Here is a 13,262-nt window from a genome sequence, read left to right as displayed (position 1 = left end):
CGATACGGGCCCTTTCCTCAGAAATCGTACCCCAGGGTAGCCACCACAGAACGTTCCGCCCCCCAATAGCAATAACCGGTGCCATAACAGGCCGCGACGTATTTCCTGTCGGTCAGATTATTGACGTTTACCTGAACGTAGGCACCTTTCAGTGACGGATTCACGCGATCGAGATTCATTCTCACCGAAGCATCCACCAGCGTCACCGAAGGAATGCGTAGCGTATTTTCGTTGTCTGCCCACTGCTTGCCGATATAGCGTACCCCCGCGCCAAGATCCACGCCGAACTCGGCCGCGTATTTGCCCCATAGAGAAGCCATTTGGTCAGGCGCCAAATACGGCGTATTGCCGTTGTTGCCATCGATCGCGTCTTTAAACTTCACTTTGTTGTAACTATAACCGGCAATCAGATCGAAACGTTCGGTGATCTTGCTGCGGGCTTCCAGTTCAATCCCCTGCGAATGCACTTTGCCGGCCGGCAGATAATAACTTTGCTGCACCACCCGGTTGGCAACGTCTTTCTGCGTCAAATCGTACAATGCCACGCTGTAGATCGAGGCACTGCCTGGCGGCTGGTATTTCAACCCCACCTCATACTGCTCACTGGTGCTCGGTTTCAGCATGTGTCCGTTTTGATCGGGCAACGCCTCGGGCGTTACCGCGGTGCTGTAGCTGGCGTAAGGTGAAAGACCATTATCAAAGTGATACAACAAGGAGGCACGGCCGCTGAAGTTATCATCGCTGCGCGCGTCGCGGGTGCCGGTGTTGAGCGTCGTATTTTTAGACTCGATGCGATCGAAGCGGCCGGACAAATTCAGATACCAGTCCTGTAAGCTGATTTCATCCTGCAGATAAACGCCGCTTTGCTCGTAGTGCCGTCTGGAATCGGTATGCGTCAGGCCGGTTAACGCCGGCCCGCCGGACGCACCGGTATAAGGATTAAGCTGCGATGCGGCGGCAGACTCTTCCCACAAATTATTGCGAAAGCGCTGGTAATCCAGGCCCAGCGTGACCTTATGATCCAGCTCCCCGGTGGCAAAGTCGGCTTCCAGTTGGTTATCGACGGCAAAGGCGTCCAGCGACGTGGCAGAGCCGCTGTAATAACGGTTCAGCAAGCGGTGATCGTCATTCCAGCCAATTTGATATACCTGCTGCAACTCAACATTGGAGTGGGTGTAACTGGCATTCTGACGGAAAGTCCAGACGTCGTTAAAATTGTGGGAGAAAGCATAACTGTAAATCTGTTCCCAACGCTTGAACACATTCCGGCTGCTCTCACCGTCAAAGAATCCGCGCCCCAGTTTGTCACCCGAGCGGGAATAGAGACTGCCATCTGCCGGCACAGCGCTGTGGTAACCGCCGGACGGATCCTTCTGCAGGTAAGCTTTAAGCAATAGCGAGGTATTTTCATCCGGCTGCCACAGTAATGAGGGGGAGATGGCATAACGCTCTTCACGCTGATGGTCATACATGGTTTCGCTGCTGCGCGTCATGCCGGTCAGCCGGTAAGCCCACTGCTCAGACAGCGGTCCGGTCACATCGAAAGCGCCGCCCTTCGTGCCGTTGTTGCCCGCCATCAGGTTCACGTGCCCTTCCGTGGCGAACTGAGGCCGCTTGGATGTCAACGCCACCAGCCCACCCGGGATACTTTGTCCGTACATCACCGAAGAAGGTCCTTTGATGACGTCGACACGTTCCAGGAACCAGGGATCAACCTGCAATGCGTTATAGGTGCCGCCATCGCTCAACAGCCGCAGGCCGTCAAGAAAGGTATTATTGACGTCACCACCATGAAAGCCGCGCAATGCGATGGTGTCATACCGGGTGGCTCCGCCGGAAAAGTTGGTGAAAACACCGGGAGTATATTTCAGCGCATCGTTAACCGTCTGGGCATTCTGATCGGTCATCTGCTGACGGGTAACGACCGAGACCGACTGGGCCGTCAAGATTAACGGCCTGTCGGTTTTGGTCGCTCCCTGGCTGGTCGTAGCCTGATAGCCCCGAGTCGCGGTTTCCGCCGTATCGGCAGGTTTGGCCGTGACCACCAAAGTATCTTCAGCGAGCGACGTCAGCGGCAGGAACATGGCGAACGCGCATACCCTGCGCGACCGTTTGACAGAAAAAGGTATCGGCATCTCTTGTAACCCCTGGAAAATATCCTAAATCACACCAATAGGCTTCCCCGTCTGACAACGTTCGTAGAGGATCTATAGGTGTACTTGATACAACAAGAAGCGAATATTAATGATAATTATTATCTTTATCGATAAATAATTTCAAACATGAGGGTGTTTTTTATGAACCGGCGACGTGTTTCATCGCAGTTGAAAATCCATGGGGAGGTTATGGTTAATGCCTGAAATGAAAGGCATAAAAAATGCCAGCTCGAGACTGGCAACACATACCGGAAGCAATGTGAGCAATGTCTTGCCGGCTTGGGTAGTACACAAGTCGGTAACCTTTTTTCCTTACCGCTATTAAATGGATAACGACTGTCATTATCCTTTGCGAGGTGCTTTTACCGGCATGCAGCATGAAACCATCAATGCTTTGCCCTGCTCAACCGTCGATATAAACCCACTATGGCCAAAAAAATGGCCGCTAGAAGGACATTGACCAAAGTCCACACAATTAATATAGGCACAACGGTTTGATAGAGCGGAATGCCCCGGGCAGCAGAGAAGGGATTAAGATGCCATGACCTGATAAGAAAGAAAGGATTCAAATTAAACGCTTGGCAGACCAAAGCTATCAACGTCGGTGGCAGGAAAAAATAAAGTCCCAACGTGGCGACCAGTAAACATACTGTCGAACGACTGTTTTTATAATTTTTCATATCGCTATCTTGCCATTACTCTTTCGCTGAAAACGCCCTGGCCGTTATTGGTTGAACAGACCCGGCAAGGGCCGATTAGTTCCACTTTTGGGGTAAAATAAAGCCCGTTTGGCGTTTAATTTTCATTTAGCCACCTGATGTTATAACGCTATTCAGCTCAGGAGGCTCTCATGATACCGGACTATTGCCCTATCCCGCCAAACACCAAAAAGCTCAAAATCATCTATGGCTGGTATATATATGCCGTCTATACGCTATTGATCTTTAATATCTACCTGGCGGTGTATAACGTCTGTGTCAGACACCCCATCGAATCGCCGTTGACCTCATGGCTTCATAGCCTGTTCATCGCCTTCATGCTCTACCAACTGCTGAAAAAACGAACGCGTTTCGCCTGGCTGATGCTGGCCTATTTTATTCTGATGCGGCTGTATTACGCCAACGTGTTGCATATCGAATTTAATTCCTGGAGCCGCGGGTTGGTCTTCGTGATCCTGACGGTCTTGCTCACCGGCACGGTTGCGCTGGGGCAACTCGCAACACCGCCGTTGCGCCAGGATTGGCTGGCACGTTTGGGCTGGCGGCAATGGGCTACGTTGACCGGTTTGTCCGGGATAATGACGCCGTTGATTACTACCGATTATCTGGGGTGACGGCAGTCATTTATTTGGGAATATGCGGCTCGGAGATATCAACCATACGGCACAGCTTGGTGTAGTTACTGGATTGCTCGCACAACTTATCGGTGACGTAAACACCCAGATAACCCAGCACCAACATATAGCCGGCCATGCACAGAATAAAAATAAACGTTCTCACCGATAGAACCAACCTGACAACAATACCTTGAGCATCATACCTTGATTTCCCTGCTTTAGAACATTTCAAAGTATTTCAGAAATCTGCTGGTCATTTCCCGCCAATGAGTGTTATGTTATTACATATCAAAAACAACACTTACAGATACGCTAATGGAAACCCAAAGCCCACCGTTGCTCGCCGTCGAACATCTGACACTGTCGATTAACGGGGAAGTCAAAATCAGCGATCTGAACTTCACCCTGCATGCCGGCGAGCGACTGTGCCTGCTTGGCGCATCCGGCTCAGGCAAGTCACTCACCGCCGCGGCCATTTTGGGCACCTTGCCATTCGACGCAACACTCAGCGGATCGATACGGCTGCTGGGGCAGGAAATCAGCGGCCAACGTTTACAACAGCGCAAGTCCCTCGCGCTGGCGGCCATTTTTCAAGATCCTTTTAGCAGCCTCAATCCCCTGACCACCGTGGGTAAACAACTGATCATGGCCTTGCGTGGCCAGAACGGCATGAACAAAGAACACGCCCAATGCTGCGCCGCCGAATTGTTGGCCGCGCTGGGCTTGCCGCCGGACATCATCATGATGCGCTATCCGGGACAATTGTCTGGTGGCCAATGCCAGCGAGTCTGTGCGGCGCTGGCGCTGAGCGGCGAGAAAAATCTGTTGATAGCGGATGAGCCCACCACCGCGCTGGATATGGTCAGCCAGCATCAGTTAATTGATATTCTCAAGCGCTATACCGAACGCCCCACCGCACCGGCGCTGCTGTTTATCACCCACGATCTTTCCGTCGCCGCCAGCCTGTGCCAACGCGCCATCGTGCTGGCGAACGGCAAGATAGCCGAGCACGGGGCTGTCGCACAGCTATTGAGCCAACCTGTACATCCCTATACCCAGCGGTTGGTTGCCGCGGCACTGCGCCCGGCATTCGGTGATGCTCCCACCATGAGTATGGCGGGATAATCCAATGAATCACTCGCCGGTCAACGCCACACCGCCCTTTATCAGCCTGCAAAATGTCTGTCGGCAATATACGCCAGCCTCAGGGGGTCTCGGCCCTACTGATCTGAATTTGCATGCCGAAGAGCGCATCGGGCTGGTTGGCTGTTCCGGTGCCGGCAAATCCACCTTGCTTAAACTGCTGTTAGCGCTAGAGGCACCGGATTTCGGCCACATTCTCTGCCAGGGCACAGCAATTCGCCCGGCGTCCGTGCGCCGGCTGCGCTGGTACCGACGTTTGGTGCAGTATGTACCGCAAGACGCCCACGCTTCGCTCAATCCGCGCCATACGGTCGCCGAACTGATTATCGCCCCGCTGCGCCAACTCGGTCTGCCGCAGGATCTGGGTATCACTGCCGAGCGCGCTCTGCGTCAGGTTGAACTGGATGAGCACCTGCTGTACGCCAGGCCCGGCCAGCTTTCCGGCGGGCAGGCACAGCGGGTAGCGCTGGCACGCGCCATTGCGCTGCAACCCCGTTTTTTACTGGCCGATGAGCCGGTCAGCGGCCTGGATCTGCCCTTGCGCCGGCAGATCATCAACCTGCTCGATCGTATTGCCCGTCAGCAACGTATGGGAATGTTGCTGGTCTCCCATGATATTTCGTTGGTGGCCGCCTTATGCCAACGCACGCTGGTGATGGATCGCGGCGCCATTGTGGAAGATCGCCCAACCCAGGAGCTCCTGCAAACGCCCCGGCATGTCGCTACCCGCGCCTTGATCGCCGCAATCCCATCTTTGTCCTCTTTTTAGCCCTGATATCCTGAGGTATTTTGCATGCTGAACCTGCGCTTTATTGGCCCCACCGGCTGCCTGCTTGCCGGCAGTTTGCTGCTTGGCGGTTGCTTTGAACCTGCGAAGCCGAAAGAAAGTGCCACCGAAGAAAAACGTATCCGGCTGGCCATGCTGCAACCGCCCCGCTCCGGGTTAACGCCGTTGAGCGATGACGCATTTAAACTCTCGCGCTGGAGCAATGCCGAAACCCTGGTGACATTGAACGCCAATGGCGATGCCGAGCCGGCACTGGCGACTGAATGGCAGCAGATAGATGAACGCCGCTGGCGTTTTGTGCTGCGTCAGGGCGTCAGTTTCCATGACGGCAGCCTGATGACGGCGCAAAGCGTAGTGCGCTCACTTTCAGCCGCAATGAATGCCGCGCCAAAACCGCGCATTCTTGATGGCGTGGAGCTATCGGTTGCCACCGAAGGCGATAACGTCGTGGTGATCACTACCGCTCATCCTGACCCCCTGATCCCGCAACGGCTGTCCAGCCCGCAATTGGCGATCCTCGCCGAACGGGCTTATGCCGCCAACGGCGTGGTTAATCCGTTGCAGGCCGGCACCGGCGCCTTTGTACTGACGGAAATCAACGGCACCAGCAGCGCACGGCTAGACCGTTTTGAGGGCTACTGGGGCGCAAAAGCCGCCGCGCCGGGGATAGACGTCAGTTTTGTGCCGGACAGCAACGCCCGCGCCGCCGCCTTGCGCACCGGCAGCGCCGATCTGGTTGAGGCCCTGCCGGTATCGCAGTTGCCGCTCATTGAAGCAGGGCTGATCCACGAAGTCCCGATGCCGCGCACCAATACGCTGTATCTGAACACTCGCCTCGGCGCTTTCCGCGATCCCGCAGTTCGCGCAGCAGCGGCAGCGGCGGTTCAACGCCAACAGTTGGTGGACAACGTCTACGAAGGCCGCGCCGATCTTGCCAGCGGCTTGCTGGGGCCGGCATTGCCCTGGGCCGCCTCTTTGCGGCAACCGCAACCGGCCAAGCCGGCGGCGGCGGTGCAAGGCAAAACCATTACCCTGGCGACCTTCAGCGATCGGGCAGAACTGCCCGAAGTCGCGGTTTATCTGGCGCAACAGCTCAGCGCCGCCGGCTTTATCGTGAAGCAGGAAGTGCGGGAATACGCCCATATTGAAGCCGATGCGTTGGCGGGCAAATTCGACGCGTTCATTTTGTCGCGCGCCACAGTGTTGGATTCCGGCGATCCGGTCGCTTACATGTACAGCGATTTTGCCTGTCAGGGATCGTTCAATATCGCTCAACTCTGTGACCCCAAAGTCGACGAAGCATTAACCCAGGCCGCCGCCATACCGGCCGGTGCCCAGCGGCGCCAGGCGATTATCGAGGCGGAGAGCCGCATCCTCGCCACGCATGCCGCCATCCCCTTGTTGCATGAAAGGGTGATCCAGGGCGAAGCCGTTGCGATGCAATACGCAGAACGCGACCCGCGTGAACGTCGCTTGGTGACTCCGCGCAGCGTTATTTCCGCCGGGCAGCCCTGATCGTGAAAAAGTACTCGATAAAAAAGATGTTGTTGCCGCTCGTCTCACGCTTGCTTGCCCTGTTGGCGATGATTTTGCTCATTGGTCTGATGCCCTGGATTTCCGGGCGCGATCCGGCGCTCAGCCTGCTGAGGGCTCGCTCAAGCGAGCAAGAGGCGACGCCGGAAGCCTTGAACGCCATTCGCCAGCGATTCGATCTGGATGACGGGCCGTTGATGCTGCTCGGCCGGTGGTTTTCCGGCTTGCTGCGCGGGGATGCCGGCAACTCCTGGATCTCGGGGCGCCCGGTGCTGGAAGGCATGCTGCAAGCCACCGGAGTGTCTTTGTTCCTGATGGCCTGTGCACTCACGGTAGCGCTGTTGGTCGCACTGCTGCTGGCGTGGCCAACCCTGTGGCGTGGCCTGCATGGCCACAGCCAGCGCCCTGCCGGTGTCCTGGCCGTGGCGCTGACCTCTCTGCCGGAATTTTTGCTGGCGGCGCTGTTGCTGATTGTCGGCGCCGTCTGGTTGCGCTGGTTCCCCCCCTATGGTTGGCAAAGCCTGCAACACGTTGTTCTGCCTGCGCTGGCGCTGGGGTTGCCGGCAGGAGGCTTGCTGGGCCTGCTGTTCAGCGACGGGCTGGCCGCAACCTTCTCTGAACGCTGGTTGATCACCTGGAGCCTTGCCGATATCTCCCGGAGGCAACGCCTGTTGGCGGTATTGCGCCGCACATTGCCCGCCCTGCTGCCCCAGATCGGTCTGGTGCTGGTGGGGCTTACCGGCGGTGCCATTGCCGTCGAGAAAGTGTTTGCCATACCCGGTCTTGGTCGGGCGACCTTAGGTGCCGCCATCGCGCAGGATCTGCCAGCGTTGCAGTGCGGCATCCTGATTTTGCTGACGATCGCTTTCAGCGCCGGTTTCCTGGCGCAGGGAGCGCATTATCTGCTGCTGGGCCGCATCGCCGCGTCGCTGCCCAATTCGCCGCAACCCCAGCACAGCGCCAAAGGCAGTTATCTTATCGCCGCCCTCGCCGCGTTATTGCTATGCCTGCTGGTGTTGAGCGGGGTCATCCGCGACCCGTTCTCGTCCCTGCATATGCGCCTGCAACCGCCGAGCCTGGCACTGCCCTTTGGTGCCGACGCCACTGGCCGGGACATTCTGGCGCGGGTCGCCCAGGGGGCGGTGAATACCAGCCTGCTGGCGCTGGGCGTCAGCTTCGCTTCGTTGCTCCTCGGAATGCTGCTTGGCCTGATGCCGCGCCTGATGTGCGGGGTGATTGAACTGGCCAACGCTACGCCGCCCGTGGTGGCGGGTCTGTTGGTGATCGCCATTACCGGCCCCTCGGCCTACGGTGCCGCCTGCGCGGTCATGCTGGTCAGTTGGGCACCGCTGGCGGCACACTGCGCCTCGCTATTGACGGAGGCGCGCACGCAGCCCTATATCCGCATGCTGCCCGTATTGGGAATAGGCCGCCTGCGCACGCTGACGCACTACCTGCTGCCGGCGTTAGTGGGACCGTTGCTTCGTCACGCCATGCTGCGCCTGCCGGGGATTGCGTTGGCGCTGGCGGCGCTGGGTTTCCTTGGGCTCGGGCCTCAACCGCCCAGCGCAGAATGGGGGTTGGTACTGGCCGAAGGCATGCCTTATATCGAACGAGCGCCCTGGGGCGTCGTGACCCCGGTGGCTGCCCTGGTGCTGCTGGCAGTGCTGGCGGTCACTCTGGCGAATGCCGCAGGCCGGCGCCGTGGCTGACTGCGCATCCTCGCCCGGTTTGTAGTAACATACTACGATGATTCAGCCTGCGGAGACCGCCAATGCACCATCTGATGCTAGACATTGAAACTCTGGACATAAAACCCAGTGCGGTGATCCTGGTGGTTGCCGCCGTATTTTTTGATCCCAAGACCGGCCGGCTCGGCGCGGAATTCGAAAACGCCGTCAGCAGCCAAAAAGACCAGCCTGGCAGAACCATCAGTCTGGATACCGTGGCCTGGTGGGCAAAGCAATCTGACGAAGCGCGCAAGCTGGCCTTTGGCGGAACCGAAAGCCTGAAGCGCGTGCTGACCAGCCTGAGCCGTTTTATTCATATGAACAGCACCACTGACAGGGTGAAAGTCTGGGGGAACGGTAAGGAGTTCGACTGTACGATCCTCGAACATGCTTTCCAACAGTTTGAAATGCCCTGTCCGTGGAAGTTTTGGGACACGCAGGACGTGCGGACGGTGATCACCCTGGCCGAACTGCACGGCTTCAACCCGAAGAAGGAACGGCCCTTCGAAGGTACACCGCATCGTGCGTTGGACGACGCCAAACACCAGGCACGCTATGTGGCGGATACGGTTTCTGCACTTTATTATCGCCAGGCCTCCGCCGTGTAATTCAGGCCGGTAAAATTCACCTGACGAACGCTTGAGCTTTGCCGCTTTCCATTTGACGTCAGAATCTCTACTCTACCCCTCTTTGTCACTAGGACGTGCTGTTTTTGTTATGCAAAAATTTCTGTTTCTGCTTCTTAGCCTGGTGCTGCTCGGCCCACTGGGCATCGATCTCTATCTGCCGACCATTCCCGCTATCGCACTTGGCCTCAACAGCAGTGAAGCGCTGATTCAATCCACCATTTCACTGTTCATTCTGGTGTTGGGTCTTGGGCAGGTTATCGCCGGCCCGCTGGTTGATAACTACGGCCGCAAGCCGGTCGCGCTGGCCGGTGTTGTTATCTACATGATCGGCGCGGCAATGGCGGCACTGGCGACCACGCCAACGCTGTTTGTTGCCTCACGCCTGCTGCAGGGCGTGGCAGTGTGCTGTACGGCGGTCGTGGCGTTCAGCGGCGTGCGTGACCGCCTGAATGGCGACGACGCCGCACGTGCCTACGGTTTTCTCAACGGCACGCTGAATATTATTCCTGCGCTGGCGCCGCTGCTCGGCGGCTTGCTGGCGGAAGCTTTCGGCTGGCGCGCCCCCTTCTGGTTCCTGGTTTGCTATGCCCTCGCCGTGCTGGTGCTGATCGCCTTGCGCCTGCCGGAAACCCGGCCGGCGGATACCCTTAGGGTCAAAGGATTGCCGATGCGGCAATATGCTCGTATCCTCAGCGATCGCAACTTCCTGTCCTTCGCGGTAGTGAACTCCGGGGCGATGGGGATGGCGTTAACCTATGTTTCGCTGGCGCCGAACGTGCTGATGGGCACTGCCGGACTGACGCCGCTACAGTTCTCGCTGGTATTCGGCGCCAACGGCTTTTGGATCATGCTGGTCAGTTTTTTCGCCAACCGCATTATTCACAAAGTCGGCCGGCCGATTTGCCTGGCGACCGGCGGAGTATTGATGGGGATCGGCTGTATTGGGCTGTTACTGGGCGTTAGCCTGCTTTCCGGCGCGGCGCAAACTCATTGGCTGGCGTATATGCTGCCGGTCGCCTTCGCCTGTGCGGGCCTGGCGTTTATGATGGGCCCGGCGACCAGCTATGCGCTGGAGCCGTACTCCAATGAAGCGGGCGTCGCTTCGGCGTTGGTGGGCTTCGTGCAGATGGCCGGCGGCGCAGCGTTGGGCCTGTTGGCAATGGCGATGCCGTTGCAGCCGAAGCTGTCGCTGGCGTTGGTGATGCTGGCGGGTTGCCTGCTGGCGCTGCACGCACGGCAGCGCAGCAAGCAAATAAAAGGTCAGTTGAAGAAAGTTGCCTGAGGCTTATGCTTCGACGGTGGCTGGCACTCTCGCAGCCAGCGCCGTCAGTAACTCATAACCCAGCGTACCTGCCGCAGCGGCGACATCGTCAACCGGCAGGTGCTGCCCCCACAGTTCTACTTCAGTGCCAATGTCGGCGCGTGGACAGGGCGTCAGATCGACTGCCAGCATATCCATGGAGACCGTGCCTACGGTACGCGTCAACACGCCACCCACCCAGACCGGCGTGCCGCTCGGCGCATGACGAGGATAACCATCCGCATAACCGCAGGCCACCACACCGATACGCTGCGCGGTATTGGCGCTGTAGCGCCAGCCGTAGCCCACGCGATCACCGCTTTTCAGCGCCTGAATACCAATGATTTCACTGCTCAGCGTCATGGCAGGCCGCAGGCCGCTGTCGGCGATATCGCGCCACTGGCCGCTTGGCGATGCGCCATATAAGACGATACCTGGCCGCACCCAGTTGCCGTGGGTTTGCGGATGCCACAACGTGGCGGCGGAGTTCGCCAGGCTGCGCGGCAGGGGGATTCCCGCCGCTGCGCCCTCAATGGTCGTCATCTGCTCTTCCACGCCTTGCGGGCCGTCGGCGGTGGCAAAGTGGCTCATCAGCGTCAGGCTGGCGATATTACCCATCTCCCGCGCCTGCAGCCAAAGGCTATGCAAACGATCTGGGGCAAAGCCCAGGCGATTCATCCCGCTGTTCACTTTCAGATAAACGTCCAGCGGCGCGGACAATTTGGCCTCGGCGATCGCCGCCAGTTGCCAGTCGCTGTGCACCGAGGTAGTTAAACGATAACGATCGAGCAGGGCCAAATCCTGCGGCTTGAAAAAACCTTCCAACAGCAAAATCGGCCCTTGCCAGCCAGACTCGCGCAATAAAATGGCTTCGGCAAGATCCAGCAAGGCGAAACCGTCGGTCTCCGCCAGGCTGCGCCAGACATGCTTGATCCCGTGGCCATAAGCGTTGGCTTTTACTACCGACCAAATTTTAGCGCTGGGGGCAAAACGGCGAACCACCTGCAGATTATTTTCAAAAGCGGAAAGATGCAGCGTGGCGGTAATCGGGCGAGGCATGGATTCTCCTGCGGACTGGCGGTTGAGGTCACGGGCAGGCGCCCGTGACTACAGCATTATAAATTAAGAGGATTAACGCGCTGGATGCACATCGTTCAAGGGTGTGGGGTGCTCGTTGCGAAAGTCGGCGCGGTATCGCGCCACCGCCAGATCGTCTGAAGGGATAGCCGGCGTGGTGCCGGAAATCAGATCGGAGAGCAACTGCCCGGAGCCGCACGCCATGGTCCAGCCCAAAGTGCCGTGCCCGGTATTGAGGAACAGGTTTTTCAGCGAGGTCTTGCCGACGATCGGTGTGCCGTCCGGCGTCATAGGACGCAGACCGGTCCAGAAAGTGGCCTCTTCAACCCGCCCGCCGTTAGGGTAGAGATCGCGTACTACCATTTCCAGCGTTTCCCGACGTTTCTGCTCCAACTGGGTATTAAAGCCGACAATTTCCGCCATGCCGCCGACACGAATACGTCGGTCGAAACGGGTAATGGCAATTTTGTAGGTTTCATCCAGGACGGTCGAGAACGGCGCCGCAGCTTCATCCGTAATAGGAATGGTCAGTGAATACCCTTTTAACGGGTAAACGGGGATCGAGACCAGATCGCGCAACAGCGCGGTGGAGTAGGAACCGAAGGCCACCACGTAGCTGTCGGCCTTGAACACCTCTGCGCCGCACTGCACGCCGCTGATTTGATCGCCGTCCACCAGCAGCCGATCAACACTGCGGTTATACAAGAAGGTGACGCCCGCCTGCTGCGCCAACTTGGCCAGTTGCTGGGTAAACAGCTGGCAGTCACCGGTTTCATCATTCGGCAATTGCAGACCACCGGTCAGCTTGTGCGCTACCTGTGCCAGCGCAGGTTCAACCGTTGCCAGTTGGTGAGCTTCCAGCAGTTTATACGGCACGCCCGCGTCTTTCAGCACAGCAATGTCTTTCGCCGCATTTTCAAACTGCTGCTGAGTGCGAAACAGCTGCAGCGTGCCGCCCTGGCGCCCTTCGTACTGAATGCCGGTTTCCTGGCGCAGTGCCTTGATGCAGTCACGGCTGTATTCCGCCAGCCGCACCATACGCCCTTTATTGGTCATGTAGTGCGAGGTGTCGCAGTTTTTCAGCATTTGCCACATCCAGCTCAACTGGAAACTGCTGCCATCCAGACGCACTGCCAGCGGTGCATGGCGCTGGAACATCCATTTGATGGCTTTCAGCGGCACGCCCGGCGCAGCCCACGGAGCCGCATAACCCGGTGAGATCTGGCCTGCGTTCGCCGCGCTGGTTTCCATTGCCGGGCCAGGTTGGCGATCGATTACCGTCACCTCATGTCCGGCTTTCGCCAAATACCAGGCACTGGCAACACCCACCACCCCACTACCTAAAATTACCACTCGCATCGCTGACTCCAGCTCAAGGCTTCACAAAGCATAATCTTCTGCTCACAGGAAATTAACTCAGTGGAAAAATCCGTCCAACATCTTCGTCATCAAACGTGACCCTATTCACAATTAATTTATCGTTCATGGCCGCGCCTTTTGCAATACCTACCTATAAATAGCGATAAGATGTCGTAGAAGGCCGATTTCAGAGGGCAACAATCGCTGATATG

General features: G+C 57.7%; 11 protein-coding genes. 7 read left to right on the top strand and 4 right to left on the bottom strand.

Annotated elements, in window-relative coordinates; genetic code table 11:
- Nucleotides 1-17: 17 nt before the first annotated feature.
- Nucleotides 18-2,135 (bottom strand): TonB-dependent siderophore receptor, encoded by a 2,118-nt coding sequence (locus tag V2S86_RS05685; protein ID WP_330761595.1) that lies wholly within the window; start codon nt 2,133-2,135, stop codon nt 18-20.
- 871 nt (nt 2,136-3,006) lie between these two features.
- On the opposite strand from V2S86_RS05685, the gene V2S86_RS05680 reads away from it, so the two are divergent.
- Nucleotides 3,007-3,489 (top strand): hypothetical protein, encoded by a 483-nt coding sequence (locus V2S86_RS05680; RefSeq protein WP_330761594.1) that lies wholly within the window; start codon nt 3,007-3,009, stop codon nt 3,487-3,489.
- Nucleotides 3,490-3,499: 10 nt separating this feature from the next.
- On the opposite strand, the gene V2S86_RS05675 is transcribed toward V2S86_RS05680, so the two are convergent.
- On the bottom strand, nt 3,500-3,655 hold the full coding sequence (locus V2S86_RS05675; RefSeq protein ID WP_330761593.1) for a hypothetical protein: 156 nt from the start codon (nt 3,653-3,655) through the stop codon (nt 3,500-3,502).
- Nucleotides 3,656-3,807: 152 nt separating this feature from the next.
- Between V2S86_RS05675 and V2S86_RS05670 the strand changes: the two genes are divergently transcribed.
- From V2S86_RS05670 to V2S86_RS05645, 6 genes are all read left to right on the top strand, one after another.
- A complete protein-coding gene (locus V2S86_RS05670) occupies nt 3,808-4,617 on the top strand; it encodes an ABC transporter ATP-binding protein (protein ID WP_330761592.1) in 810 nt (269 codons plus the stop codon).
- A 4-nt stretch (nt 4,618-4,621) separates the two neighbouring features.
- Entirely contained in the window at nt 4,622-5,404 is a 783-nt protein-coding gene (locus tag V2S86_RS05665; RefSeq protein ID WP_330761591.1) for an ABC transporter ATP-binding protein, read from the top strand.
- Between the two features lie 24 nt (nt 5,405-5,428).
- On the top strand, nt 5,429-6,937 hold the full coding sequence (locus V2S86_RS05660; RefSeq protein ID WP_330761590.1) for an ABC transporter substrate-binding protein: 1,509 nt from the start codon (nt 5,429-5,431) through the stop codon (nt 6,935-6,937).
- A 26-nt stretch (nt 6,938-6,963) separates the two neighbouring features.
- Complete coding sequence (locus V2S86_RS05655; protein ID WP_330761589.1) at nt 6,964-8,667, top strand: ABC transporter permease subunit; 1,704 nt, start codon at nt 6,964-6,966, stop codon at nt 8,665-8,667.
- Nucleotides 8,668-8,729: 62 nt separating this feature from the next.
- Complete coding sequence (locus V2S86_RS05650) at nt 8,730-9,293, top strand: 3'-5' exonuclease (protein ID WP_330761588.1); 564 nt, start codon at nt 8,730-8,732, stop codon at nt 9,291-9,293.
- Between the two features lie 109 nt (nt 9,294-9,402).
- Nucleotides 9,403-10,596: a multidrug effflux MFS transporter gene (locus V2S86_RS05645; RefSeq protein WP_330761587.1), complete on the top strand. Its 1,194-nt coding sequence runs from the start codon at nt 9,403-9,405 to the stop codon at nt 10,594-10,596.
- Between the two features lie 3 nt (nt 10,597-10,599).
- On the opposite strand, the gene dadX is transcribed toward V2S86_RS05645, so the two are convergent.
- Both dadX and V2S86_RS05635 read right to left on the bottom strand, forming a co-directional pair.
- Nucleotides 10,600-11,673: a catabolic alanine racemase DadX gene (gene dadX, locus V2S86_RS05640; RefSeq protein ID WP_330761586.1), complete on the bottom strand. Its 1,074-nt coding sequence runs from the start codon at nt 11,671-11,673 to the stop codon at nt 10,600-10,602.
- A 72-nt stretch (nt 11,674-11,745) separates the two neighbouring features.
- A complete protein-coding gene (locus tag V2S86_RS05635; RefSeq protein ID WP_330761585.1) occupies nt 11,746-13,050 on the bottom strand; it encodes a D-amino acid dehydrogenase in 1,305 nt (434 codons plus the stop codon).
- Between the last annotated feature and the right edge of the window lie 212 nt (nt 13,051-13,262).

The organism is Serratia sp. C2(1), assembly GCF_036352655.1.
GTDB classification, from domain to species: Bacteria; Pseudomonadota; Gammaproteobacteria; order Enterobacterales; family Enterobacteriaceae; genus Serratia; species Serratia inhibens.
The sequence above is the reverse complement of the archived record's forward strand: the minus strand, read 5'-3'. Positions and strand labels throughout refer to the sequence as shown.